The organism is Parvibaculum indicum (genome assembly GCF_011762095.1).
Lineage (GTDB): Bacteria > Pseudomonadota > Alphaproteobacteria > Parvibaculales > Parvibaculaceae > Parvibaculum > Parvibaculum indicum.
On the sequence record NZ_JAASQO010000004.1, the window covers coordinates 23,272 to 49,386 of the forward strand.

Below are 26,115 nucleotides of genomic sequence, written 5' to 3' on the forward strand. Positions count from 1 at the left end.
TATATGTCACGCCGGAAATCTTCCCCGGGAAACGCTCAGGAAATCCATGAAGCGGCAGAAGCTCGACGAAACAGACCTCAAGATCCTGACCGAGCTGCAGGCGGACGGGCGTATCACCAATGTGGAGCTGGCGCAGCGCGTCGGCATTTCCGCGCCGCCCTGTCTGCGCCGTGTGCGCGCGCTGGAGGAGGCGGGGCTCATTCGCGGCTATCACGCCGATCTGGACGGCCGCGCGCTGGGCTTCGAGGTCACGGTCTTTGCCATGGTCGGGCTTCACAGCCAGGCCGAGGCCGATCTCAAATCCTTCGAGGAACTGGTCCGCACCTGGCCGCTCGTGCGCGAATGCCACATGCTGAACGGCGAGATCGACTTCATATTGAAGTGCGTCGCGCCGGATCTTTCCACCTTCCAGAGCTTCCTCACCGAGCACCTCACGCCCGCGCCGAACGTGGCGAGCGTGCGCACCTCGCTCACCATCCGCCAGTCGAAATACGAGCCGGGCGTGCCCGTGCCGGTGCTGATGGAAGAGGAATAGGGGGCGGCGTCATTGCGAAGCGCGAAAGCGACGAAGCAACCCAGCGCTGAGTATGCCGCATCTGGATTGCTTCGCTGACGCTCGCAATGACGGCCAAAAACCCGGTGTCATCCCGGCGAAAGCCGGGACCCATTGGCGCTTCGACAATTGGCTGTCGAGAGTGGGCCCCGGCTTTCGCCGGGGTGACACTGAAGGGGAACGCGGAGTAAGGCCGCTGTCCTTACTTGTGTTCCTTGAATTCAACTTTCAGGATTTCATAGGACTTGCCGCCGCCGGGCGTGTTCACTTCCACGCTGTCGCCTTCGGTCTTGCCGATCAGCGCGCGCGCGATGGGGGAGGTGATGGACACCTTGCCCTTTTTCACATCCGCTTCGATCTCGCCGACGATCTGGTAATGGACTTCCTCGTCCGTATCCTCGTCGGCCAGCGTGACGGTCGCGCCGAATTTCACCGTGTCGCCCGACAGTTTGGACACGTCGATCACGTCGGCGCGCGAAATCTTGTCTTCAAGCTCCGCGACGCGGCTCTCGTTCAGGCCCTGCTGCTCCTTCGCCGCGTGGTATTCGGCGTTTTCCGACAGGTCGCCATGGGCGCGCGCTTCCGAGATCGCCTTGATGATACGGGGGCGCTCTACGGACTTCAGAAACTTGATCTCGTCTTCCAGGGCCTTGTAGCCCGCGGAAGTCATCGGAACCTTTTCCATCTCGACAGACGTTCTCTTTTGGTTACGCGAGGCGCCGGAGCCCGGATGGCTCGGTAAACGGCCTCAGCCATATAAAAAGCCCGCCGGAGCCCTTGAGGGGCCCGTTCCTGGCGGGATACGTCCGCTCATAGTGCTGGATTGGAGGGGCAAAGGTCAAATGCGATTTACAGGGGCGATCCGGGCCGGCCCGGATCGCCTTGCCGAATGCCCCCGGCCCGGACGCCTAGTTTTTCCCGGCGCCGCGGGCTTTCGCATAGCTTTGCAGCGAGGCGACTTCGAGCTGGTCGGTGCGGATCGCCTCGATGCCCAGCACCGCCGCGCGGGCACCCGCCACGGTGGTGTAATAGGGCACCTTCATCATCAGCGCCGCGCGGCGCAGCGACATGGAGTCCTGCAGCGCCTGTGCGCCTTCGGTGGTGTTGAAGACGAGCTGCACCTTGCCGTTCTTGATCTCGTCCACGATATGCGGACGGCCTTCCAGCACCTTGTTGATGGTTTCGACCTCGAGGCCCTGTTCCTTCAGGTAGCGCGCGGTGCCGCCGGTGGCGAGCAGCTTGAAGCCCATGTCGAGCAGCTTCTTGGCCGGTCCCACGACGCGATCCTTGTCCACATCCTTCACCGACACGAAGACCGTGCCCTCGGTCGGCACCTTGCTGCCGCCGCCGAGCTGGCTCTTGGCGAAGGCGACCGCGAAATCCCTGTCGAGGCCCATCACTTCGCCGGTCGAGCGCATTTCCGGGCCCAGCACCGTGTCCACGCCGGGGAAGCGCGCGAAGGGGAAGACGGCTTCCTTCACCGCCACATGTTCGCGTTCCATCGGCTTCAGCTCGAAGGTGGAAAGTTTTTCGCCCGCCATCACGCGCGCGGCGATCTTGGCCACCGGCTCGCCGATCACCTTGGCGACGAACGGCACGGTGCGCGAGGCACGCGGGTTCACTTCCAGCACATAGACGGTGCCGTCCTGGATCGCATATTGCACGTTCATCAACCCGACCACGCCGAGGCCGAGCGCCAGTTCGCGCGTTTCGCGTTCGATCTCGCCGATCATCTCTTTCGAGAGCGAGTAGGGCGGTAGCGAGCAGGCGCTGTCGCCGGAATGTACGCCGGCTTCCTCGATATGTTCCATGATGCCGGAGATGAAGACGTCTTCGCCGTCGCAGATCGCATCCACGTCCACCTCGATGGCGTCGCGCAGATAGCCGTCGATCAGCACCGGGCTCTTGCCCGACACGATCACCGCCTCGTTGATGTAGCGGTCGAGATGCGCGGTATCGCGCACGATCTCCATGCCGCGTCCGCCCAGCACGTAAGAGGGGCGGATGACGACGGGATAGCCGATCGTCTCGGCGATCTTGCGCGCTTCCTCGGCGGAGCGTGCAATGCCGTTCGGCGGCTGTTTCAGGCCGAGCTGGTCGAGCAGTTCCTTGAAGCGGTCGCGGTCTTCGGCAAGGTCGATCTTGTCGGGATCGGTGCCGAGGATCGGCACGCCCGCGCGCTGAAGGTCGTCGGCGAGTTTCAGCGGCGTCTGCCCGCCGAACTGCACGATGACGCCGGCGAGATCGCCCTTCGACTGTTCGACGTCGATCAGTTCCAGCACGTCTTCGGCCGTCAGCGGCTCGAAATAGAGCCGGTCGGAGGTGTCGTAGTCGGTCGACACCGTTTCCGGATTGCAGTTGACCATGATGCTTTCGATATTCGCCTCGTCGAGTGCGAAAGCGGCATGGCAGCAGCAATAGTCGAATTCGATGCCCTGGCCGATCCGGTTCGGGCCGCCGCCCAGAATGATCGCCTTCCTGCGCTCGCTCGGATCGCTTTCGCAATCGGCGGCGCCGTCGAAGTCGTGCTCATAGGTGGAATACATATAGGGCGTGCGGCTTTCGAATTCCGCCGCGCAGGTGTCCACGCGCTTGAAGACGGGGCGCACGTTCATTTCGCGGCGCGCCTTGCGCACGGCTTCTTCCTCATGGCCGGTCAGTTCGCCGATGCGCGCATCGGAAAAGCCCATCGCCTTCAGCGCACGCATTCCGGCGGCGGTGTCGGGCAGGCCGTTTTCCTTCAGCGTTTTTTCGGCATCCACGATGTGCTGGAGCTGTTCGATGAACCAGGGATCGTAGGAGCAGCCGGCGCGGATTTCGTCATGGCTGAGGCCATGGCGCAGCGCCTCGGCGATCACCAGCAGGCGGTCGGGCGTCGGGCGGCCCAGCGCGGCGCGCAGCGCGTTGCGGTCGTCGCCTTCGCCCATGCCGGGCACGCTGACTTCATTGACGCCGGTGAGCCCGGTTTCGAGCGAGCGCAGCGCCTTTTGCAGGCTTTCGGGGAAGGTGCGGCCAATGGCCATCGCCTCGCCGACCGATTTCATCGAGGTGCCGAGTTCCTTCTTGGCGCCGGCGAATTTCTCGAAGGCGAAGCGCGGGATCTTCGTCACCACATAGTCGATGGTGGGCTCGAAGCTGGCGGGCGTCACTTCGGTGATGTCGTTCTGCAGCTCGTCCAGCGTGTAGCCGACGGCCAGCCGCGCGGCGACTTTCGCAATCGGGAAGCCCGTGGCCTTGGACGCGAGCGCGGAGGAGCGCGACACGCGCGGGTTCATTTCGATGACGACCATGCGGCCGTTTTCAGGGTTCACCGCGAACTGCACATTGGAGCCGCCGGTTTCCACGCCGATCTCGCGCAGCACGGCCAGGCTCGCATTGCGCATGATCTGGTATTCCTTGTCGGTCAGCGTCAGCGCCGGCGCGACGGTGATCGAGTCGCCCGTATGGACGCCCATCGGGTCGATGTTTTCGATGGAACAGATGATGATGCAATTGTCCGCGCGGTCGCGAACCACTTCCATCTCGTATTCTTTCCATCCGAGCACGGATTCTTCGATGAGGACTTCCGTCACCGGGCTCGCATCGAGGCCGCCCTCGACGATGTCGTTGAATTCTTCCTTGTTATAGGCGATGCCGCCGCCGGTGCCGCCCATGGTGAAGGAGGGGCGGATGATGGCGGGCAGGCCGACGAATTCCAGCGCCTTCTGCGCGTCTTCCATGGTGTGGGCGACGAGGGAGCGGGGGCTTTCGAGCCCGATCTTGTCCATCGCCTCGCGGAAGAGCTGGCGGTCTTCCGCCTTTTCGATGGCTTCGCGGTTGGCGCCGATCATTTCCACGCCGTGCTTTTCCAGCACGCCCATATCGGCGAGCGCCAGCGCGGTGTTGAGCGCGGTCTGGCCGCCCATGGTCGGCAGCAGCGCGTCCGGCTTTTCCTTCTCGATGATCTTGGCCACGACGTCGGGCGTGATGGGCTCGACATAGGTCGCGTCGGCAAGCTCCGGGTCCGTCATGATGGTGGCGGGGTTGGAGTTCACCAGAATGATCCGGTAGCCCTCTTCGCGCAGCGCCTTGCAGGCTTGCGTGCCCGAATAGTCGAATTCGCAGGCCTGTCCGATGATGATCGGACCGGCGCCGATGATCATGATGCTTTTGATGTCGGTACGTTTGGGCATTAGAGAGTAATTCCGAAGAGACTGGCTGCAAGGTGGAGAACGATATTGGCCGCTATGCCAACAGCGTTGTCGGCGAATTTGTTCGCGAGGTATTTAACGGTGTCATTTAGTATGATTTCGATGAGGGGAACGCTTATCTGCGGCTGTGAGAGTTGTAGCTCTAAGGCTAGAAGCTCGCCCAAGCGACCTTCTTTGTCGTCAAAGTCGTTGTCACGATTTTCTTTCGTGGTTTCGATCAGATCGCTGACTGAACTTCGTAGTTTCGCAATTTCTGGTTCATTGTCAGAGTGAGAGACATAGCGATTAGATGCGGGGATGCTCTTATCGCTTTCTGAGCTGTCTATTGAGTTAGCTGTAGATGCCGCTTGTTCAGAGGCTTGGGAACCGGCAGGCAATTTGTCGATGCCGTCCTGGGTTTTTGTGGATCTGGAAACCTCTTTGGCTCTGGTGTCGAAGCGCTCGTCTGTCCATTTCTGGACTTCGTCAATTCCCGCTTTTGTGATTGCGTATCCGCTTACGGTTGCATCCACGCCAAGAACGCGCGAAACGCTGCCCGTTAATCTTCGAAATGAAGAGTCAATTTTGCCTTCTTCAATCAACTCTTCTTTAATTAGATCCCGTATTGTTATATCGATAGTGTTCCAGTTGTGTTTTTTTATTCGACGAACAATATCAATATCTTCTTTGAATCTACCATTTTCTGAACTGAAAACTTCATAGAGAACTAGTAATACTAGGTCTCTAGCTTCGTTGAAGTCTATTTTGTTCCTGGGCATATGGAGATCTTCAAGCGTGTGAGTTGAGCGCTTTTTTTTGCATGGGACCTTACTTCGCCTCCTCGATGAGCTTCACGAAGCGTTCGAAGAGGTAGTGACTGTCCATCGGGCCGGGGGAGGCCTCGGGGTGGTACTGGACGGAGAAGACGGGCTTGCCGGAAAGGCGCAGTCCGCAATTCGTGCCGTCGAAAAGGCTCTTGTGCGTTTCTTCCACGCCTTGCGGGAGCGTTGCCGCGTCCACCGCGAAGCCGTGGTTCATGGAGGTGATTTCCACCTTGTCGGTGGTGAAGTCCTTCACCGGGTGGTTCGCGCCGTGATGGCCCTGATGCATCTTCACGGTTTTCGCGCCGAGCGCGAGGCCGAGCATCTGGTGGCCGAGGCAGATGCCGAAAAGGGGCTTGCCGCTGTCCACGAGCTTTTTGATTTCCGGCACGGCATATTCGCCGGTCGCGGCCGGGTCGCCCGGGCCGTTCGACAGGAACACCCCGTCCGGGTTCATCGCCAGCACGTCTTCCGCCTTGGTCGAGGCGGGGACCACCGTCACGCGGCAGCCGGCATTCACCAGGCAGCGCAGGATGTTGCGCTTGGCGCCGAAATCGATGGCGACGACATGGTGGGGCGCGTCGGGCCGCTCGCTGAAGCCTTCGTCCCATTTCCACAGATCCTGGTCCCAGTCGTAGCGCTGGCCGCAGGTGACTTCCTTTGCGAGGTCCATGCCGACAAGGCCCGGCCATTCATTGGCTTTCGCCTGAAGCGCCTGGATGTCGAAATTGCCGCCCGGGTCATGCGCGATGACGCCGTCGATGAAGCCCTTTTCGCGGATGCGCCGCGTCAGCGCGCGCGTATCGACGCCGGAAAGCCCCACGATCCCGCGCGCCTTCAGCCATTGGTCGAGATGCTGCGCCGCGCGGTAGTTCGACGGGTTCGTGATGTCGGCGCGGATGACGGCGCCGCGCACGCCGGAAGAGGCGGCGAGGTTGGAGGTTTCGATGTCCTCGTCATTCGCGCCCACATTGCCGATATGCGGGAAGGTGAAGGTGATGATCTGCCCCACATAAGAGGGGTCGGTCAGGATTTCCTGATAGCCCGTCATCGCTGTGTTGAAGCAGACCTCGCCGACCGCTTCGCCGATAGCGCCAATACCTCGGCCTTTGAGGACGGTGCCGTCTTTCAGGACGAGAAGGGCGGTGGGCGTTTCGCTGGCGGTCATGCGTGTCACTTCCGTTGGCTCATCGGGCGGTCGTGGAGCCGGGAGATCATCGCACATGCGCGTGGAGACTCCTCCCCGGAACTCCGGCTCGCATAAGGCGAGCGCCGTTCCGTGGCGGCTGTCGTCGACACCAACATGGCTGGTCTCCCGGGAGAGGAACTCTGCAAAGGCCGGGCGTCTGTCGTGATCCGTCACGCTGGCGGCGCGCCGGGCGGCAGACTCGCGGAGATTCCGTCAAATCGCGCGGACACTAAGCGAAGCCTCGAAAAGCGTCAAGCTGGCTTTCGTTTATTTTTCCCGAGCAAATTCAGCTAGTTAGCTCTTTCGCGCCGCGGCCGTAATCCGTTTGCGGTTGTCGCGCCTTTGCTTTAGCGTGTGCCGCCATTCCGGGGCGTGGCCAGGGGCCCCCCGGGCACATCGTCGCTAGGGCGTATTATCTCATTCAAAGGCATTCGGAGACGGGTCATGGGCCAATCCTTGCGCGAACGCATCAAGCAGGGTCTGAACGAGGCGACCAAGAGCCAGGACAAGACGCGCACGGGCACGCTGCGTCTCATCGTGGCCGCCATCAAGGACCGGGATATTGCGGGCCGCACCGACGGGCGCGACGGCGGCGTGGGCGAGGCGGAGATCATGGAAGTGCTCTCCAAGATGATCAAACAGCGCCGCGAATCCGCCGAAACCTATGAGCAGGCCGGCCGCATGGAGCTGGCCGGGCAGGAGCGCGACGAAATCGCCGTCATCGAGGAATTCCTGCCCAAACAGATGGACGACACGGAAATCCAGTCCGCCGTGGACAGCGTGGTGTCCGAACTTGGCGCCGACGGCCTCAAGGATATGGGCCGCGTCATGGGCGAGTTGAAAAGCCGCTATGCCGGGCAGATGGATTTCTCCAAGGCCGGCCCCCTGGTGAAGGCCCGGCTGGGGTAAGTCCTGCCTATGGCGGGCTGCCCCGCGCGGTGGCACAATAGAGGGCTCAGCCGGGTTTGAGACCCGGTCCCTGAAACTGAGCCGATTGCACGACAGCCATGTCCTTCCCGAAGCATTTCCTCGACGAGTTGAAGGCGCGTATCCGCGTCTCCGAGGTCGTGGGCCGCAAGGTGAAGCTCACCCGCCGGGGCCGGGAATTCGTCGGGCTCTCGCCCTTCACCAATGAGAAGTCGCCGAGCTTCACGGTGAACGACGACAAGCAGTTCTATCACTGCTTCTCGAGCGGCGAGCATGGCGACGTCATCAAGTTCCTCGAAAAGACCGAGAACCTCTCCTTCATGGAGGCGGTGGAGCGGCTGGCGGGCGAAGCGGGGATGGAAGTCCCCAAGCAGGACCCCCGCGCCGCCGAACGCGAACGGAAATCCGCCTCCCTCATCGAAGTGATGGAGATGGCGCAGACCTTCTTCCGCCGCAAGCTGAAAGAGGGCGCGGGCGCGGAGGCGATGGCCTATCTCAAGCGCCGCGGCATGAAGGACGAGATCATCGAGCGCTTCGGCATGGGCTATGCGCCGGGCGACGATCGCGGCGACCGCCACCAGCTCATGAATTATCTCAAGGGCAAGGGCGTTGAGATCGGCCAGATGATCGAGGCGGGCCTCGTCATCGGCGGCGAGGACATCAAGGAGCCTTACGACCGCTTCCGCAATCGCGTCATGTTTCCGATTGCCGACGGGCGGGGCCGAGTGATCGCTTTCGGCGGCCGCGCGCTGTCGCCGGACGCCAAGGCGAAATATCTCAACTCGCCGGAGACGCCGCTCTTTCACAAGGGGCATGTCCTCTACAATCTCGACAGGGCCCGCAAGCCCGCCTACGACAAGGCCACGGTGCTCGCCGTCGAGGGCTACATGGATGTGATCGGGCTGGCCCAGGGCGGCTTCGACTATGCGGTCGCGCCGCTCGGCACCGCGCTCACCGAAGACCAGATCGCGCTTTTGTGGCGGCTCGCGCCGGAACCGATCCTTTGTTTCGACGGCGACAAGGCCGGGCTCCGCGCCGCCTACAAGGCGGTGGAGCGCTCGCTGCCGCTGCTGAAGCCGGGCCATTCGCTGCGCTTTGCACTGCTGCCCGAGGGCAAGGACCCCGACGACCTCGTGCGCGAGGAGGGGCCGGAGGCCATGCAGAAGGTGCTCGACGATGCGAAGCCGCTTGCCGACATGCTGTGGGAAAAGGAAGTCAGCGCGGGCGAATGGACGACGCCGGAGCGCCGCGCCAAGCTCGAAGCCGATATCGAGGCGGCGGTGAACGCCATTTCCGATCCCAAGGTCCGTTCCTATTACGGGCAGGACCTGCGCGCCCGGCTCAACAAGCTGTTCGGCGTTCAGGAGCGTCGGGGCGGGGCGCGCCAGGGCGGTTATGGGGGCGGCGGATACAGGAACCGCAATCAGGCGCCCTATCGGGGCGGGCGCTCGGGCGGTTTCGGGGGCGGCGTCTTCCGGCGGGACAATTTCATTCCGCCCGCATCGCCTCAATTGAAGCAATCGGCGCTTGGAAAAGGCACCGGAAACGGCGAGGGGCGCGAGGTCCTGCTGGTCTGGACCATGGCCAACCACCCGGACCTGCTGGAGGAATATTGCGAGACTTTCTCCGGCCTGCCGCTGGCAAGCGCCGAACTTGACAGATTACGCAATGAAATCATAGATATAGCCGCCCTTCATGCGCCTCTTGAAAGGGATGGGCTGAAAAACCACTTAGAAGACAGGAACTTGGGTGACATGTTCCGCCGTCTTCAGGCCCGCGCCGTGCATATTGGCGCGCGGTTTGCAGGCCCGGAGGCCGGGACGGACGAGGCCGAAAGAGGGTTTGTGCACCTCATCCGGCGCCATGAGCGGGCCGTGAATCTGGAAGCGGAACTGAAAGCCGCCGAGCGCGCTCTGGCCGAAGAGATGACGGAGGCCAACTGGGCAAGGCTCAGGGAGATACATCTGCAGCTTGAACGGTCCGACCTCACGGACGGTCTGGACGGGACGAACGGTACGGATTGAGGCAGAACGGATTAAGGGGAACGCTCTGAAAGGCAAGGGCCGGAAGGGCCCGGGGGATGCCGGACAGGGACATCGAGAGAGACGAGTTTGACGACTGGCCGTCCGGCGCCCTTGCGGGCCGCGGGCGGGCATAATCCTTTTCACCCGTCTTGATTGGCGAGCGGGTCGAACGAAATGAACAGGCGTGAGATGCGCGCGGGCAGGCGGCGCATGATCGGGTCAGTGGAGAGCGATTGAATGGCAAGCAAATCGGCGGAACAGGAAGCACCGGAAGCGGCGGAAAATCAGGACAGCCCGCTGCTGGATATGTCCGATGCGGCGGTCAAGAAGATGATCAAGGCCGCCAAGTCCCGCGGGTTCGTGACCTATGACGAGTTGAACACGGTTCTTCCCTCGGAAGAGTTTTCCTCCGAGCAGATCGAAGACACGCTCGCCATGCTCTCCGAGATGGGCATTACCGTCGTCGAGAACGACGAGAATGACGACAATGCGGAAGAGGGCGACAAGGCCCGCGCCGCCGCCAATGACGACGATGAGGACGACGACGAGGCGGAAGACAGCGCCGCCGCCTCCACCAGCCGCGCCGTCACCACGACCACCACGACATCTTCCTCTCTCGACCGTACCGACGATCCGGTGCGCATGTATCTGCGCGAAATGGGTTCGGTGGAGCTGCTGTCGCGCGAAGGCGAAATCGCCATCGCCAAGCGCATCGAGGCCGGCCGCGAAACCATGATCGCGGGCCTCTGTGAAAGCCCGCTCACCTTCCAGGCCATCATCATCTGGCGCGACGAGCTGAACGAAGGCAAGATTCTCCTTCGCGACATCATCGACCTCGACGCGACCTATGCCGGGCCCGACGCCAAGAAGGTAGACCATTCCCAGGCCGCGCTCGCGGGCGAAGCCCCGCCGCGCGAAGAGCCGGAGGAAGAAGAGGTCGACGACGAGGACGCGGAGAGCAACATGTCTCTCGCCGCCATGGAGGCGGAGCTGAAGCCGCAGGTTCTCGAAACCTTCGACAAGATCGCCGCCGATTACAAAAAGCTGCGCAAGCTGCAGGACCAGAAGGTCGAGTTCCAGCTCAAGGGCGAGGAGCTCTCTTCCCAGCAGGAGAAGCGCTATCAGAAGCTGACGGAAGACGTGATCGATGAGGTGAAGAGCCTCTCGCTCAACAACAACCGTATCGAAAGCCTGGTCGAGCAGCTTTACTCGATCAACAAGCGCCTGATGGGGCTTGAGGGCCGTCTGCTGCGTACCGCCGAAAGCCACGGCATTCCGCGCGACGAATTCCTCAAGCAGTATTTCGGCAATGAGCTCGACCCGAACTGGATCCGCCGCGTCAGCCGGCTGAAGGGCAAGGGCTGGACGAGCTTCACCAAGGACGACCGCGACCAGATCAAGGAGCTGCGCGAGGAAATCCAGACGCTCGCCTCCGAGACCGGCCTCGACATTCAGGAATATCGCCGCATCGTCGCCATGGTGCAGAAGGGCGAGCGCGAGGCGCGCATCGCCAAGAAGGAGATGGTGGAAGCCAATCTCCGTCTCGTCATCTCCATCGCGAAGAAATACACGAACCGCGGGCTCCAGTTCCTCGACCTCATTCAGGAAGGCAATATCGGCCTGATGAAGGCGGTGGATAAGTTCGAATATCGCCGCGGCTACAAGTTCTCTACCTATGCGACATGGTGGATCCGCCAGGCGATTACGCGCTCGATCGCCGACCAGGCGCGCACCATCCGTATTCCGGTGCACATGATAGAGACGATCAACAAGCTGGTGCGCACCTCGCGTCAGATGCTGCACGAGATCGGCCGCGAGCCGACGCCGGAAGAGCTCGCCGAAAAGCTCGGCATGCCGCTGGAAAAGGTCCGCAAGGTGCTGAAGATCGCCAAGGAGCCGATCTCCCTCGAAACGCCCATCGGCGACGAGGAAGACAGCCATCTGGGCGACTTCATCGAAGACAAGAACGCCGTGCTCCCCATCGACGCGGCGATCCAGTCCAACCTGCGCGAGACGACGACCCGCGTGCTCGCCTCGCTCACCCCGCGCGAGGAGCGCGTGCTGCGCATGCGCTTCGGCATCGGCATGAACACCGACCACACGCTGGAAGAGGTCGGCCAGCAGTTCAGTGTGACGCGCGAACGTATCCGCCAGATCGAGGCGAAGGCGCTCCGCAAGCTGAAGCATCCGAGCCGCAGCCGTAAGCTCCGCTCGTTCCTCGACAACTGATGCTGTCGTCCCGGGATTTATTCCCGGGACCCACTCGCTTCTCGCCGTCATTGCGAGGAGCGGAACGCGACGAAGCAATCCAGCTTCGAGGCCGTTCCGGATTGCTTCGCCCCTTGCGGGGCTCGCAATGACGATTATGTGGAAACGAACAAAGCCCGGATCGAAAGATCCGGGCTTTTGTTTTGCGTATCGGCAGGTGGGACGTCCGGCTATTCCACGGGTACGCCGGCCATCAGCAGGTAAGGCGCGAACAGCACCTTGAGATAGGGAATGTTCTTCGCACCCATCGACGATCCCGCATCGCCCCAATGGGCGAGCCCATAGGCTGCGCCGATCCAGAGGATCGTGCAGATCGTCCAGGCCTCGAAAAACCAGTCGAGTCGCGGGCTACGACCGAAAAGGCGCAGGCCCGCTAGGACGGCGAGGACGAACGGCCCGAAATTCGTTACCGCCGCGCAGGCGAAACAGGCGAGCAGCGGAACGATCAACATGGCGGAAAAGAAGGAGACCAGCGGAACGGCCAGAATGGCCGCGACGGCCATGGCCGCCGTCAGTCTGAATGTGTTCACGCCACCCTCCGGGATTGGTGAGAGGGGAATGGTAACGCCGTTGGCGTGAAACAGCGGTTAAGCCGTTTGGGGGCGCGCGCTTTCTTCAGGCGTCATCCCGACGAAAACCGGGCCTTCGCCGCGCCGAAGCGGGCTATGGCTGCGCAGGCGGGACCCATTGGCGGCTGCGGCGAGGGCCCCGCAAGGTCGGGAGCCCCCGCGCTACCCCCAACCCCGGACTGTCATCCCGGCTTTATGCCGGGACCCAGGGGCGGCATCCCGCATCCCTGTATCGTCATGGCCCGGCTTGTCCGGGCCATCCACGTCTTTTCCGGAAAGAGGGCGTGGATACCCGCCTGAAGCGGGGCGTGACGCAGGAGGTCACCTCAAAAACAAAAAGGCCGGGCAAAACCCGGCCTTTCCTTTCATCGCGCGGGGCGAAGCCCTTACGCCTCGGCCTCGTCCTTTTTCGCCGCGCTTTTGCGTTTCGGCTTTTCCGGCGCCGCTTCCTTGGCTGCGGCCTCGGCGGCTTCCTTTTCCAGGCGCAGCGCTCTCAGGCGTTCGGTCTTTTCAGTGCGGGCCTTGGCCTCGTCGGCGCGGATGCCGCGCACCGTCTCTGTGATCTGGTCGGCCTTGCTGGCGCGGCCGGCGGGCGAGGTCTGTTTGAAAAAACCGGTCTTCGCGTCGATTTTTGCCATGGGGGAACCTCCTTCAGGCGTGGTGCGAGCGGGCGTGATGCGGGCAGGCATGTCGGGTATCGGGCGGGGCGGGAGAGTGGGGTGCCGCGCCGGGAAGTCGACGCCCATAGGCCCGCGTCGCTGCTGCGGGGGCGTCCCAAACGAAAAAAGGCCGGGAAAACCCGGCCTTCCCACTCACCCCGTCGGCGGTGCCAGTACATCCGTGGTCACCGCTCCCGGGATGAGACCACCGCGCCAAGGCCCCCGAAGGCACCGCGCGGCGTGTTCAACAGTGTGTATATGGGGTGCCGAAGGAGGGATTCAAGGGGCGGAGTTCAGGAGTGTCAGATTGTTGTAGAGTTGGAAGTTCTTAATGAATTTCTCGAGGAAAAGCGTCAACTAGGCTTGTGATATGGCGAAACCTCCCAGGCGACATCATTTTGTTCCAAGGTTGATCCTAAAGGGATTCGTTAATTCAGAAGAAAATCTATACTTTTTCAATAAAAATAATGTTGAAGGAGGGGTTGGTGAGGCTTCTCCTTTGAACTTGTTTGTAAAAAATCACCTCTATAGTGAGATTGAAGAGGACGGTTCTCGTAATGCACAGTTAGAGACGGATCTGTCGACATTTGAAGGGAGGGTGGACCGGATTGTCCAAAAGATTGTCGAGAATGTGCGGCGCGGAAGCAAGCCGTGTTTGACGCCTCAAGAGAAGGAGGAGTGGGATGCCTTCACTGCTCTTCAACTGAAGAGGCTGCCCCAAATTCTGGATAAGCACATAACTCAGGAGGCATTTGATGAAACTCTTGACGAATTCATTGCCGATTTTGAAGCGAACGAAGGGCCCCTATCAGAGGCGGTACGACGAGACATAGACTCACCTGAAAAGAGGGCTCGTCTCCGTCAGAATGTGAAAGTTTCAACCATAAGACAGCCAATGCCGAAGGTTGTGAGTGCGCTTCAAAGGAAAGGGCTTGGGGTCGCGGTGATTGTGCGGGCAAATAAGAGCTACGTAATCGGCAGCAATCCGATTGTTAAGTTGAATTATGCTGGTCGGTCTAGCTTGCTTGATCCATCTACAGAGGTATGGTTCCCAATCAGCGCAGATGTGGCTGTATCCCCCGCATTTGAGGCGGGAAAAGAGGTAGTCGTGGAGATCAATTCGGATTCGGTCAGGTACATAAATTCTGCAGTTTATAGGCAGAGCGATCTTGTCGCCGGACGATCCAAAGAGCTAATTGAATCTCTTGTCCGTATGGACGTACGTCAATCGAAGCGCGCGGCTATGTAGATGCTGGGTCGGACCGGTCCAACTCCACTTCACAACCTCATAGACACGCCTCCCCCCATCCGCTAAAACCCGCCGCCATCGGTCCATCGGGAGGGAGTAGGCCCCCATGATCCTCACCATGCTCAAGGCGAAGCTGCATCGCGCCACGGTTACGCAGTGCGACCTGCACTATGTCGGCTCCATTTCCATCGACAAGGATCTGCTGACCGCCAGCGGTATCCTGCCGAACGAGCAGGTGGATGTGCTGAACATCACCAATGGCGAGCGGCTGACCACCTATGCGATCGAGGCGCCCGCCGGGTCCGGCATGATCGGCCTCAACGGCGCCGCCGCGCACAAGGCCGATGCGGGCGACCTGGTGATTATCGTGTCCTATGCGCAGATGTCGGATGAGGAAGCGCGGGCGTGGGAGCCGACCGTGATCCAGCTCGGCGAGGGCAACCGCATTCTGGAGATGGCCGAGGCCTGAAGACCGGATTGCCGAAGCCCGCAGGGTCCTCTCCCTTGACGGGGGAGGGTTGGGAGGGGGTGGAGCGCCACTCGCTTGGCCTTTCGATATGTCGAGAGGCCGTTGCCCCCCACCCGTCGCTATCGCGCCGACCTCCCCCGCAAGGGGGGAGGTGAAGGTTGGCCGTCATTGCGAGCGAAGCGAAGCAATCCAGAAGCGGCAGCCTCTGCGCCGGATTGCGTCGTCGCTTCGCGCCTCGCAATGACGTCCTCTAGCAACACGCCCCCGAGGTCTCCCCGTCCCCGTCGGCCGCGCCGCCCGTAAACGGGATATTCGTGCCGCAGCCGGGGAAGATGCCGTAATGCGTCTCAAAATCCCCGATGAAGTCGAAATGCGGCGCGAAGCGGCTCTCCTTCAGCATACGGAAGGTGTTGCCGCAGACCGGGAAGACGCGGCCCTTTTCGATCACGTGATGATTGTCCAGTGTGAAGCGGTGTTCGGCATGGGGCACGCCGCCCTTGTAGATCACCGCCTGGCCGTAATCCTCGCATGCGCCTTCCAGCCCCTCGATCTTGAACAGGCGATAGGTCGCGGAGTGGAATGATGCGCCGCCGAGCTTTTCCGCAATCGCCGGGTCGCCGATGGCAAGCGGGCGGTCGGTGACGAGGCGCGGATCGGCAAAGCCCGCCTGCTTGGCGAGTGTGAGGAAGTCGTTCCAGTAGAGCGCGCCGGCGAGGCATTCGCCCAGCAGCACCGGGTCGTCCCGCAGGCCCGGGTCGAGCCGGCGGTCGGCATAGACGTCGGAGAAATAGATCTCGCCGCCGGGCTTCAGCAGGCGGTAGGCGCCTTTCAGTACGGCTTCCTTGTCCGGCGAGAGGTTGATCACGCAGTTCGACACGATGATGTCGAGCGAGCCGGGCGCGATGTCGAGCGCGTCCAGCCCTTCGATATAGCCGTCGAGGAAGCGTGTGTTCGGCGCGGCGTAGCCGAAGCGCGCCGCATGCCATTGCTCATGTTCGCGGGCGAGGCCGATCTGTTCCGCCGTCATGTCCACGCCGGTTACCGATCCCGTCGGCCCGACGAGCTTTGCCAGCGCGAAGACGTCGCGCCCCGTGCCGCAGCCGAGATCGAGCACATGCGCGCCTTCGAGTTTTTCCGGCACGACAAGGCCGCAACCGTAATAGCGCGCCGTCACCTCGGGGTGGATTTCGCTCAGCACGGCGCGGATATGGGGCGGGATCGCGTCGAGATCGCAGCAGGCATCCGTCTTGAGGTCGTCGGACCCCTTCAGCGTCCGCCCGTAATATTCCTTCACCATCTCGATCGACATGCCACGACTCCGCAAAAGAAAACCGGCCCCATGTTGAAACGGGGCCGGTCATCCGTCCAATCACGCCTGCGTGTGCGGGATCGGATTTTTGTTTGTCGCGTTTTCGCCGGAAAACCGGCGTCCACTTTTCCGGAAAACGCTCTAGTCTATCTCTATCGTCATCGAGACATTGGCCGAGACCGTCTGTTCGCCCGCGGCCACCGGCACGGAGGCGCCGCGCGCTTCCATCATGTTGGCCTTCATATAGACGGGCGAGGGCATGGAGCTGCCGCTTTCCTGAATGGTGAGGATGCGTCCCACCGACACGCCGGAGGCGCCCGCCAGGAGCTTTGCCTTGTGCAGCGCGTCCTTCACCGCGGCCTTGCGCGCCTCGTCCTCGAGCTTTGCCGTATCGTCGATGGAAAAGCTGATCCCGCTCATCCGGTTCGAGCCGAGAGAGACGGTCCGGTCGAGAATGTCGCCGAGTCTCGTCAGATCGCGGACGATCACCGCGAGCTGATTCGTCACCCGGTAGCCGATGACCTTCGGCGCATTATCCGTCGTCTTGTCGTTGCGATAGACGGGATAGATGGAAAACTGCGAGGTCTGCAGGTCCTTTTCCGCGATCCCCATTTCCTTCAGCCCGTCCAGCACCTGCTGCATGGCTTCGGTGTTGGCGTCCAGCGCCGCGCGGGCCGTGTCGGCCTCGGTGGTCACGCCGGTCTGGATGGAGGCCATGTCGGGTTCGGCCTGCACCTCGCCATGGCCGTTCACCGAGATGGTGCGCGGCGTCGCGTCGGTCTCGTCGGCGGCATGGGCGGCCAGCGGGAAGAGGGAAGCGGCGGCCAGCGCCGCGGCGAGGAAAAGAGGGTGGAAGCGGGTGGACCTTTTGCCATGGGCGGCCATGACGTCTCCTTGTCGTTGATGTCTTCTGCGTACCCTTGAAAATAACGCTCTCTCGCAATCGGGGCAAAATTGCGGCGAAGCTCACGCCGCCGGGCGCCGTTTTTGCCGTTGCCGGGGCGGGGGCGTGCCCGCCGCCGCCATTTCGCGCGTGAGTGCAAGGAGTTCGCTCATGGAGCGGGTTTCGGGCATGTCGCGCCGCCGGATGAAGAAGGTGGGCGCATGCGCATAGCGCGGTCCCGGCGGCGTGATCGTGATGTCCGCCGCATAGACGGAGGCGCGCGCCGCCGCTTCCGGCACCAGGCTCCGGCCGAGCCCCGCCGCCACGCAGCCGACGATCGCGTCGAGCGAGCCGAATTCCATGATCTCCGGCGCGCCGCCTTCCGCTTCGGCGATCCAATCCTCCGCCATCTGACGATATGAACAGCCATGGCCGAAGACGAGCAGCGTGTCGTCCTGCCGCGCGCCGCCGGCCGGTTCGATGAGCACCATGCTCTCCTCGAAGGCGGGGACGGCCTCGATCCCGTCGGGCCAGGGCGCGCCCTCGCGGGCGCTGGAGACGAAGGCGCCGTCGATCCGCCGTTCCAGCACGGCCTCGGCAAGCATCTGCGAATTGCCCGTCATCAGCGAGAGGGCGAGGCCGGGCAGCTTTTCCTTCAGCCGCGCGATGAGCCCCGGCATGCGGATCGCCGCCGCCGTTTCCATCGCGCCGAGCCGCAAGGGCGCGTTCATGCCGTCGGCTTCCTGCACGGCGTGGCGGGCCCGCGTCAGCAGATCGTCATTCTGTTCGGCAAAGGGCAGCAGCGCCTCGCCCGCCCGGGTCAGCTTCATGCCCCGGCTGTGGCGGAAGAAGAGCGGCGTCCCCAACCGCGCCTCCATCTGGCGGATGCGCGTCGTCACATTGGAGGGGACGCAGTTCAGCTCCGCCGCGGCGCCCGCGATCGTGCCCGTCGCGGCCACGGCCCTGAAAAAGCGAAGGTCTGTGCTGTCCATATGGATCATTTTAAGAGAATGCTTTACTCAAAACAATTCAATTTTAATGATGCCTCCCTTTCCCTATCTCTCCAGCCGAGACGAATGAAGAGGAGGCCGGCCAATGGCGCGGACCGACATCATGGAAGAAAAGGCGCGCAGCCACTGGCCGGACCTGGCCGGGGCAGCGCTGCTGCTCGCAGTCGCCATGGGCATCGGGCGGTTCGCCTTCACGCCCATCCTGCCGGACATGACGGCGGCGGGCGTGCTCGATACCGGCGCGGCGGGGCTCGTCGCGGCGGCCAATTTCGTCGGCTATCTCGTCGGCGCGCTTTCCACCGGCCCGGTTGAGCGGCGGGTCGGCGCGGGGCCCGTGCTGGCGCTCTCCGTCGGGCTGACCGTCATTCTCTGCCTTGCCATGGGCTGGGCGCAGGCGCCGCTTTCCTGGTGGCTGGCAGTGCGTTTTCTCGCCGGCGTCGCCAGCGGCTGGGTTCTCGTCACCATCTCCGCCGTTCTTTTCGAGCGGCTGGCCGCGCGCGATGCCGGTCATCTCGCCGGGCTCGCTTTCGGCGGCGTCGGCATCGGCATGATGTTGTCGGCGGTCTATGTGCGCGAGGCCGGGCCGGGCGGGGTAGGATTGGGATGGATAGGGCAGGGATGGATAGGACAAGGCTGGGCCGGGGAGTGGATCGGCATGGGCGTTCTCGCCGCCATCCTCTCCCTGCCGGGCTTGCTGATGCTGGGCCGCGTGCCGCCCTTTCCGCCGCGCGGCGCTCATCCGCATGGCGATACGCATGAAACCGACCGGACGGGCTTCCGCCTGCTCGCCGCCGCCTATTTCCTGGAAGGGCTCGGCTATATCGTCACCGGCACCTTCATGGTCGCGGTCTTTCGGGCGTCCCCCGCGCTTTCCGCCTATGCCGACAATATCTGGCTCATCGCGGGCGCGGCGGCGGTGCCGTCCTGCCTCATCTGGACGCTTCTGGCCGCGCGGGCGGGGTTTGCCCGGGCGCTGATCGCGGCGCTTCTTCTGCAATCGCTCGGCATTCTGCTGCCCGTCGTGACGGGCAACGGCATCGCGGCCATCGCTTCCGCCATTCTCTTCGGCGGCACCTTCATGGGCATTGCCACGCTTGCCGTCGGCTTCGGGCGTCAATTGGCCCCGCATGACGCCGCCCGCGCCATCGGCATGCTCACCGCCGCTTTCGGTGTCGGCCAGGTCGCAGGCCCGCTGGCGGGCGGCTGGCTGGCGCAGGCGAGCGGCGGCTTCGCCTTGCCCCTCATGGCCGCCTCCGGCACGGTCGCGTTCGCCGCTCTCCTGCTTCTGCCCCTTTGCGAATTCTGCTATATGCAGAATCGCGAAGGAGGGGGCCTGTAGCTCAGTTGGTTAGAGCGAACCGCTCATAACGGTTTGGTCGCAGGTTCGAGTCCTGCCGGGCCCACCACCCTTCGCCCTGACGGGCTTCGGGTGGCTTACGCCACCCGGAGACGGAAGGGGGAGGGCCCCGCATTGTAGTTCTCGGAACTTCCCGGCCTTTAGAACTTCAGCGAAACCGTCGCCGAGATGCCATAGGCGTCGTAGTCCTTGCGGAAGGCTTCCGTGGTGGCTTCGACGCGGAAGTTCACATTGCGGCCCGCGGCGCCGTCCACGCCTGCGCCGAAGGTGGTGCCGAAATCGTCTTGCGAGACGGTGGCGCCGCTGGTCAGCACCACATCCGAGCTCTTGTTCACGTCGAATTCCGCGCGCGCCGAAAGATAGGGCGTCACATGGCCGAAGCTTGTCGGGATTTCATAGCCCGCCTTGCCGCCGACGCGGATCTGGCCGAGATGCCGCTTCGATTCAGCCACGGTCAGCGCGCCCACGCCGCTTTCGGTATAGGCGTCCTGCGTTTCCGATACGTAGAAATAGCCGAGCGTTTCCGACAGCCGCCATGCGTCGACATTCTGTTCGGCGACGAGGTTCGCCGCGCCGAACCAGCGCTTGCCGTCGGTGCTGCCGGTCGCGCTCACCGAATGGGCGACGTCGTAATCCGCCCAGCTCCGGCCGACCGTCGCGTTGAAACTCAGCATGTCGTCGATGCGGTAGGAGAGATAGGGCGCGATCGTCCACACATTCCCCTTCAGCGTGCCGCTATTGTATTTCGTGTCGATGCGGATGCGCTCATAGCCGCCGGCAAGGCCCAGCGTCAGGCTGTCCGTCAGCGCAAGGTCATAGCCGAGCACGGCATTGTAGATGTCGCCGTCGTAATTCGCGCCCGCATGGCTGTCGTCGACACGCATCGCACCGGCGTTGAACCAGAGCGTGCCCACCGCCGCCGCGCCGCCGCCCGCCGCGACGCCCGTCATGGGGGCCGCGCTGGTCTGCGTGCCGGTGCCGCCCGTGCTGCCCGCCAGATGGTTGGCGATGAAGCCGGCAATCTGCCCGGCGGAGGCGAGGCCCGTGCCGTCCTGGACGACAGAGCTGGAGCTGTCCGTTTTCGTCGGTGCCGGGGTGGCATCGGCGCGGGCTGCGAAGCCGGTCACAAGCAGTCCCATCGCCGCGGACGCCATCAGCGCGCCGCGCGTTACATGCACGTATTTCATTGTTCTGGTTTCCCCCAAAAAGAACGTCAAGGTTCCGGCGCGCGCGCCGGAATCGTCATAATGCCGTACATTAACATGGTTCCCCCGGGCCTGGTGTTTCTTTGGCGGAATTCGGTGCCGGGAAATAGCGGTTTCAGCGGCCGCCGCCCGTGTCGCGCAGTTGATGCTCCATGCGGCAGGGCCCATCATGTCCCTTCACACGTGTACCGGAGTTCCATGATGACGGGTTTGCCCATTGCCGAGCGCTGGTTCGAGATCGAACGCATCGACGACGACATTACGCTTTTGTGGGAGCCGCATGTCGTGCCGCTCATGCGCTGCAATATCTGGCATGTGCGGGGCCGCGACCGCGACCTGATGATCGACACCGGCATGGGCGTCGCCAGCCTGCGCGACGCGGCGGTCCATCTCCTCGACAAGAAGGTCACCGCCGTCGCCACCCATACCCATATCGACCATGTCGGCGGGCATCACGAATTCGACGACAATCTGGTGCATGAGCTGGAGGCGGACGAGCTCCGCTCGCCGCGCGATCGCGGCACGCTGCGCCTGGCGGAAATGAATCCCGCCTATGTCGAGAGCCTGCGCCGCGCGGGCTACGAGCTCGACAGCGATCTCATCACGGCGCTGCCATACGAAGGCTATGACATCGACGCTTATGAGCTGAAGGGCGCGGTCGTCACCGAGATCGTGGCCGAGGGCGACATCGTCGATCTCGGCGACCGGCATTTCGAGGTGCTGCACCTGCCGGGCCATTCGCCGGGCAGTATCGGCCTCTGGGAAGAGGCCACGGGCACGCTCTTTTCCGGCGATGCCGTTTATGACGGGCCGCTGCTCGACGAGATCGAGGGCGCCGATATCGGGCTCTATCTCCGCACCATGAAGCGCCTGCGCGAGCTGCCCGTGAATGTCGTCCATGCGGGCCACGACCCGAGTTTCGGCCGCGAGCGGATGGTCGAGCTGGCCGACGCCTATCTCGCGCGGCGGGGCTGAGCTTCCCGTCGCCCTTGCCGCCAGCTAGGCTCGTTTTCCGATTCATCTGCGGAGAGGGACAGGATGACGCTTCGTGTGGTCGAGGTGACGGCGCCGGAGGGCTATGCCGACACGCTGAAGGCGCTGGCCGAGCAGCAGGAGGCCGACGACATATTCGTCGGTCTGGACGGGAGCGTGGAGGACAAGCGCTGCCTCGTGCGGATCGTCTGCGAGACGAAACAGGTTCAGGCCTTCACCGACGCCGTGCAGCAGGCCGTGGGGCGGGGGGAGGACTGGCGCGCCACCGTGCTGCCGGTCGAGGCCATGGTGCCCCAGCCCGAGCGCGAAACGGCGGCGCGGCGCAGCGCCTTCACGGGCGGCACGGCCAGCCGCGAGGAAATTTATGACGAGGTGGCGCGCGGCGCGGAGCCCGACAGCACCTTCTTCATTCTCGTCATCCTGTCGGCCATCGTGGCCGCCATCGGGCTGCTCGACGACAATCTGGCCGTCGTCATCGGCGCCATGGTGATCGCGCCGCTGCTCGGGCCCAATCTCGCCTTTGCGCTGGCCACCGCGCTGGGCGACCGCGATCTCATGATCCGCTCCATGGTGAGCAATCTGGCCGGCATTTCCGTCACGCTGATGGTGGGCGCGGCGACCGCCATGGTGTGGACGGGCGGGTTTACCGCGCATCAGCTCGTCAGCCGCACCATGACCGGCTATGACGCCGTGGCGCTGGCGCTGGCTTCGGGCGCGGCGGCGGTGCTGTCGCTCATCACGGGGCTGTCGAGCGCGCTGGTCGGCGTCATGGTCGCCGTGGCGCTGATGCCGCCCGCGGTGACGGCGGGCATCATGCTGGGCGCGGGCGATCTCTCAGGCGCGCTCGGCGCCTTCGTGCTGCTCGGCGTCAATGTGGTTTGCGTCAATCTCGCCGCGCAGGCGGTCTTCGTCGCCAAGGGCATCAAGCCGCGCACCTGGTGGGAGCAAAGGGCGTCGCGCGCCTCCGTCGTTACCAATTTCGTCATGTGGGGCGTGCTGCTCGCCGCGCTTGTCGTGGCGATCTGGTGGCTCAAGCTGCCGCTCCCCAGCGTCGAGGCGCCCGGGTTCTGAGGTAAGCCGTCATTGCGAACGCAAGGCTGCTTCGAGACGCGGCTTTGCCGCTCCTCGGCATGAGGAAATCGGGAATACGGCCTCATCCTGAGGAGGGCCGCAAGGCCCGTCTCGAAGGATGGATTGCGTCGCTTTCGCTCGAAATGACGATCCGACGTCTTTAATCCGCGGCTTGCGCGAAGGCCGCGCCCATGCCGCCGGGATTGTTGGCCTTCGCCGCCTGCCGGGCGAGCACGATGCCCGCCACCGCCACGCCGACCGAGACCAGCGAGATGACGATGGTCGCCAGCGCGTTGATCTCCGGGTTGAGACCGAGGCGCACCTTGGAAAAGATCACCATGGGCAGGGTGGAGGAGGACGGGCCGCTCACGAAGCTCGCAATGACGAGATCGTCGAAGGACATGATGAAGGACAGGAGCCAGCCCGCGATCACCGAGGGCATGATGAGCGGCAGCGTCACCGTGCGGAAGACCGTGACGGGCCCCGCGCCGAGGTCGATCGCGGCTTCCTCATAGGAGCGGTCGAGGCTCGACAGCCGCGCCTGCACGATGACGGAGACATAGGCGGCGGAGAAGGTGACATGCGCGATGATGATCGTCAGCATGCCGCGTCCTTCCGGAAAGCCGATGACGGCGCTCATCGACACGAAGAGCAGCAGCAGCGACAGGCCGAGAATGACGTCCGGCATGACGAGCGGGGCCGCGATCATCCAGGTCATCATGGTGCGGCCCAGAAACTTGCCGAAGCGCACCAGCGTGATCGCCGCGAGCGTGCCGATGACGATGGCGATGGTGGAGTTGATCGCGGCGATCTTCAGGCTCAGCCAGGCCGCGTCGAGGATCTGTTCGTCCCGCAGCAGCGCGGCATACCATTTGGTGGAAAAGCCCGCCCAGACCGTCACGAGTTTCGACTCGTTGAAGGAATAGAGCATGAGCAGCAGCACGGGCGCATAGAGGAAGACGAAGCCCAGCAACATCATGATCTTGACGAAGAGGGAGTTGCCCTTGGTCATGAGGTCAGTCCTCCCTCATCTGGAAGCGCTGGAACACCATGATCGGCACGACCAGGATGAGCAGCATCACGATGGCCACGGCGGATGCGACGGGCCATGCGGTGTTCTGGAAGAATTCGTCCCACAGCACGCGGCCGATCATCAGCGTGCTGGTGCCGCCCAGCAGCGAGGGGATGACGAATTCGCCGACGGCGGGAATGAAGACCAGCAGCGATCCGGCGATGACGCCCGGGATCGAGAGCGGGACCGTCACCGTGAAGAAGGCGCGCGTCTTGGAGGCGCCGAGATCGGCCGCGGCTTCCAGGAGCGATTTGTCCATCCGTTCCAGATTGGCGTAGAGCGGCAGCAGCATGAAGGGCAGGTAGGAATAGACGATGCCCAGATAGACCGAGAAGTCGTTATGCAGCATCGGCAGCGGGTCGCTGATGATGCCGGTCCAGATCAGGAAATTGTTCAGCAGCCCGTTATATTTCAGGATCCCCATCCAGCTATAGACGCGCAGCAGGAACGAGGTCCAGAAGGGCAGGATGATCAGCAACAGGAAGATGTTGCGATAGCGCGGGGATGTGCGCGCGATGCCATAGGCCATCGGATAGGCGACCAGCAGGCAGAGAAAGGTCGAGACGACCGCGATCTTCAGCGAGGTCAGATAGGCGACGGTGTAGAGCGAGTCGGACAGCAGGAATTCGTAGTTGTAGGTGTCGATATTGAAGGTCGGCCACCAGCCGCCGCCGCTCCAGTCCATCAGGTCGGTATAGGGCGGGATGCCGATGATCTGCGTGGCGAAGCTGATCTTCAGCACGATGACGAAGGGCACCACGAAGAACAGCAGCAGCCAGGCGAAGGGAATGCCGATGACGAGCGAGCGGCCCGTCACGCCCAGCTTGCGCGCGGCGAGCGTCATGCGCCGGCCGTTCAATTGGAAAAAGCGGATAAGGCGAAGGCCGTTTGCGTCCGGCGGTGCGTTCGTGTCACTCAACGTCGATACCCGTGCTGTCGTGGCGAAAACTCATCCGGGGGGTGTGAATGTAAAAGGCCGGATGGGGGTCCATCCGGCCTTTCATGTTTTCGGTTATTGACCCGTGCGGATCTTCGTCCAGGCGCGTGTCATAAGGCGCTGGAAGTTCGTGGGCGCCGTCCTTGCCACGAAGAGCTTTTCCTGCACCGCCTCGTCGGGATAGATCGAGGTGTCGTTCTTCACGTCCTCGTCGATGAACTCCTTGGAGGAGGGCACGCCGTTGGCATAGGCGACATAGTTGGTGTTGGCCGCCTCGACCTCCGGCGAAAGCATGAAGTTGATGAACTTCATCGCATTTTCCGGATGCGGCGCATCCTTCGGCACGGCGAGGTTGTCGAACCAGACCAGCGTGCCTTCCTTCGGGATCACATAGTTCACCTCGACGCCGTTCTCGGCTTCGTCGGCGCGGTCGCGGGCCTGCAGGATGTCGCCCGACCAGCCGACCACGAGGCAGGCATCGCCATTGGCGAGGTCGTTGATGTATTCCGAGGAGTTGAAGGTGCGGATATAGGGGCGGATCGCCATGAACAGATCCTGCGCCTTCTGCAGGTCCGCCTCGTCATGCGAGTTCGGATCGAGGCCCAGATAGTTGAGCGCAATCGGGATCATGTCGCCCTGGGCGTCGAGCATTTCGACGCCGCACCCCTTGAACTGCTTCACGATTTCGGGATCGAACACCATGTCCCAGCTGTCGGTCGGCGCGTCGGGCGCGATCTCTTCGATCTTCGCCTTGTTGTAGCCGATGCCCGTCGTGCCCCACATATAGATGGCGGCATGTTCGTTGCCCGGGTCGGCCTGGGCGACGGTCTTCATCAGACCGGGGTCGAGAAGCTCGAAGTTCGGGATCATGCTCTTGTCGAGCTTCTGGTAAACCCCGCCCTTCACCTGGCGTTCCAGATAGGGGAACGCGGAGGGGACGACGACGTCGTAACCGGAATTGCCGGCGAGGAGTTTCGCCTCCAGCACGTCGTTGCTGTCATAGACGTCGTAGGTGACCTTGATGCCGGTCGCTTCCTCGAATTTCTGTATCGTGTCCTCGGCGATGTAGTCGGACCAGTTGTATACGTAGAGGACCTCGTCCTCGGCGTGCACGGGGCTGGTCATCAGATTACCCGCCAAGGCGGCGGCCGCCAGCATCGGCAGCGTCTTGGTCCAGTGTCGGCCTGTCATATGGACACTCCTTCCATTTTTAAACGAGCCTGAGAGGAAGCTGCCGCGACGGACACCCCCCTTTCGCGCCGCCATGCCGACGGCGCGAGCAAGCATTATGAGTATGAAGGGGAATCCGTGTGTGCCAAGGGGGGAAATAGACCGCTCGGGCAGCAAATTTCGTTGCTGCACTGCGGAAGCCTGAAAAATG

At 62.9% G+C, this 26,115-nt stretch carries 22 protein-coding genes and 1 tRNA gene; 10 read left to right on the plus strand and 13 right to left on the minus strand.

All coding sequences use genetic code 11. The features are described 5' to 3' along the window. Window positions 1-46 precede the first annotated feature (46 nt). The gene (locus FHS78_RS06130) at window positions 47-535 is read left to right on the plus strand and encodes an Lrp/AsnC family transcriptional regulator (RefSeq protein WP_167091849.1); all 489 of its coding nucleotides are present in this window, start codon (window positions 47-49) and stop codon (window positions 533-535) included. Window positions 536-755: 220 nt separating this feature from the next. On the opposite strand, the gene greA is transcribed toward FHS78_RS06130, so the two are convergent. The 4 genes from greA to carA form a co-directional block, all read right to left on the minus strand. Next, the gene (greA, locus tag FHS78_RS06135; protein WP_167091852.1) at window positions 756-1,238 is read right to left on the minus strand and encodes a transcription elongation factor GreA; all 483 of its coding nucleotides are present in this window, start codon (window positions 1,236-1,238) and stop codon (window positions 756-758) included. Between the two features lie 223 nt (window positions 1,239-1,461). Next, complete coding sequence (gene carB, locus FHS78_RS06140; RefSeq protein WP_167091870.1) at window positions 1,462-4,725, minus strand: carbamoyl-phosphate synthase large subunit; 3,264 nt, start codon at window positions 4,723-4,725, stop codon at window positions 1,462-1,464. After that, window positions 4,725-5,501: a hypothetical protein gene (locus tag FHS78_RS06145; protein ID WP_167091873.1), complete on the minus strand. Its 777-nt coding sequence runs from the start codon at window positions 5,499-5,501 to the stop codon at window positions 4,725-4,727. Before FHS78_RS06145 ends, carB begins: the two co-directional genes overlap by 1 nt. A 49-nt stretch (window positions 5,502-5,550) precedes the next feature. Continuing rightward, entirely contained in the window at window positions 5,551-6,711 is a 1,161-nt protein-coding gene (gene carA / locus FHS78_RS06150) for a glutamine-hydrolyzing carbamoyl-phosphate synthase small subunit (protein WP_167091876.1), read from the minus strand. Window positions 6,712-7,176: 465 nt separating this feature from the next. Here carA and FHS78_RS06155 point away from each other — a divergent pair, with 465 nt between their 5' ends. From FHS78_RS06155 to rpoD, 3 genes are all read left to right on the plus strand, one after another. After that, window positions 7,177-7,641 (plus strand): GatB/YqeY domain-containing protein, encoded by a 465-nt coding sequence (locus tag FHS78_RS06155; RefSeq protein ID WP_167091879.1) that lies wholly within the window; start codon window positions 7,177-7,179, stop codon window positions 7,639-7,641. Between the two features lie 98 nt (window positions 7,642-7,739). Continuing rightward, window positions 7,740-9,683, plus strand: coding sequence for a DNA primase (gene dnaG, locus FHS78_RS06160; protein ID WP_167091881.1), 1,944 nt, complete (start codon window positions 7,740-7,742; stop codon window positions 9,681-9,683). Between the two features lie 237 nt (window positions 9,684-9,920). Next, complete coding sequence (rpoD, locus tag FHS78_RS06165; RefSeq protein ID WP_167091884.1) at window positions 9,921-11,912, plus strand: RNA polymerase sigma factor RpoD; 1,992 nt, start codon at window positions 9,921-9,923, stop codon at window positions 11,910-11,912. A gap of 209 nt (window positions 11,913-12,121) precedes the next feature. Here the strand turns inward: rpoD and FHS78_RS06170 are convergent, their stop codons facing one another. After that, on the minus strand, window positions 12,122-12,481 hold the full coding sequence (locus FHS78_RS06170) for a hypothetical protein (protein ID WP_167091887.1): 360 nt from the start codon (window positions 12,479-12,481) through the stop codon (window positions 12,122-12,124). 425 nt (window positions 12,482-12,906) lie between these two features. Further along, window positions 12,907-13,158, minus strand: a complete 252-nt coding sequence (locus FHS78_RS06175; RefSeq protein WP_167091782.1) for a hypothetical protein — start codon at window positions 13,156-13,158, stop codon at window positions 12,907-12,909. Window positions 13,159-13,549: 391 nt separating this feature from the next. On the opposite strand from FHS78_RS06175, the gene FHS78_RS06180 reads away from it, so the two are divergent. Together FHS78_RS06180 and panD are read left to right on the plus strand one after the other, a co-directional pair. Then, on the plus strand, window positions 13,550-14,428 hold the full coding sequence (locus FHS78_RS06180) for a DUF4238 domain-containing protein (RefSeq protein WP_167091890.1): 879 nt from the start codon (window positions 13,550-13,552) through the stop codon (window positions 14,426-14,428). Between the two features lie 106 nt (window positions 14,429-14,534). Beyond that, the gene (gene panD, locus FHS78_RS06185; protein ID WP_167091893.1) at window positions 14,535-14,897 is read left to right on the plus strand and encodes an aspartate 1-decarboxylase; all 363 of its coding nucleotides are present in this window, start codon (window positions 14,535-14,537) and stop codon (window positions 14,895-14,897) included. 250 nt (window positions 14,898-15,147) lie between these two features. Here panD and FHS78_RS06190 read toward each other — a convergent pair whose 3' ends face one another. From FHS78_RS06190 to FHS78_RS06200, 3 genes are all read right to left on the minus strand, one after another. Next, window positions 15,148-16,206 carry a methyltransferase domain-containing protein gene (locus FHS78_RS06190; RefSeq protein WP_167091896.1) on the minus strand — a complete coding sequence of 353 codons (1,059 nt, stop codon included), beginning with the start codon at window positions 16,204-16,206 and terminating at the stop codon, window positions 15,148-15,150. 141 nt (window positions 16,207-16,347) lie between these two features. Next, on the minus strand, window positions 16,348-17,091 hold the full coding sequence (locus FHS78_RS06195) for an SIMPL domain-containing protein (protein WP_167091899.1): 744 nt from the start codon (window positions 17,089-17,091) through the stop codon (window positions 16,348-16,350). 81 nt (window positions 17,092-17,172) lie between these two features. Then, on the minus strand, window positions 17,173-18,081 hold the full coding sequence (locus tag FHS78_RS06200) for a LysR substrate-binding domain-containing protein (RefSeq protein ID WP_167091902.1): 909 nt from the start codon (window positions 18,079-18,081) through the stop codon (window positions 17,173-17,175). A gap of 103 nt (window positions 18,082-18,184) precedes the next feature. Between FHS78_RS06200 and FHS78_RS06205 the strand changes: the two genes are divergently transcribed. Further along, on the plus strand, window positions 18,185-19,438 hold the full coding sequence (locus tag FHS78_RS06205; RefSeq protein WP_167091904.1) for a YbfB/YjiJ family MFS transporter: 1,254 nt from the start codon (window positions 18,185-18,187) through the stop codon (window positions 19,436-19,438). After that, window positions 19,429-19,505, plus strand: a tRNA-Ile gene (locus FHS78_RS06210). Before FHS78_RS06205 ends, FHS78_RS06210 begins: the two co-directional genes overlap by 10 nt. 91 nt (window positions 19,506-19,596) lie before the next feature. Here FHS78_RS06210 and FHS78_RS06215 read toward each other — a convergent pair. Beyond that, entirely contained in the window at window positions 19,597-20,643 is a 1,047-nt protein-coding gene (locus tag FHS78_RS06215; protein ID WP_167091907.1) for an autotransporter outer membrane beta-barrel domain-containing protein, read from the minus strand. A 219-nt stretch (window positions 20,644-20,862) separates the two neighbouring features. On the opposite strand from FHS78_RS06215, the gene FHS78_RS06220 reads away from it, so the two are divergent. Further along, window positions 20,863-21,636 (plus strand): MBL fold metallo-hydrolase, encoded by a 774-nt coding sequence (locus tag FHS78_RS06220; protein WP_167091910.1) that lies wholly within the window; start codon window positions 20,863-20,865, stop codon window positions 21,634-21,636. 63 nt (window positions 21,637-21,699) lie between these two features. Continuing rightward, window positions 21,700-22,725, plus strand: coding sequence for a TIGR00341 family protein (locus FHS78_RS06225; RefSeq protein WP_167091913.1), 1,026 nt, complete (start codon window positions 21,700-21,702; stop codon window positions 22,723-22,725). 160 nt (window positions 22,726-22,885) lie between these two features. Here FHS78_RS06225 and FHS78_RS06230 read toward each other — a convergent pair whose 3' ends face one another. From FHS78_RS06230 to FHS78_RS06240, 3 genes are all read right to left on the minus strand, one after another. Beyond that, window positions 22,886-23,737, minus strand: a complete 852-nt coding sequence (locus FHS78_RS06230; protein WP_167091916.1) for an ABC transporter permease subunit — start codon at window positions 23,735-23,737, stop codon at window positions 22,886-22,888. Window positions 23,738-23,741: 4 nt separating this feature from the next. After that, complete coding sequence (locus FHS78_RS06235) at window positions 23,742-24,716, minus strand: ABC transporter permease subunit (protein WP_343041931.1); 975 nt, start codon at window positions 24,714-24,716, stop codon at window positions 23,742-23,744. Window positions 24,717-24,809: 93 nt separating this feature from the next. After that, window positions 24,810-25,925 carry a polyamine ABC transporter substrate-binding protein gene (locus tag FHS78_RS06240; RefSeq protein WP_246220373.1) on the minus strand — a complete coding sequence of 372 codons (1,116 nt, stop codon included), beginning with the start codon at window positions 25,923-25,925 and terminating at the stop codon, window positions 24,810-24,812. Window positions 25,926-26,115 lie beyond the last annotated feature (190 nt).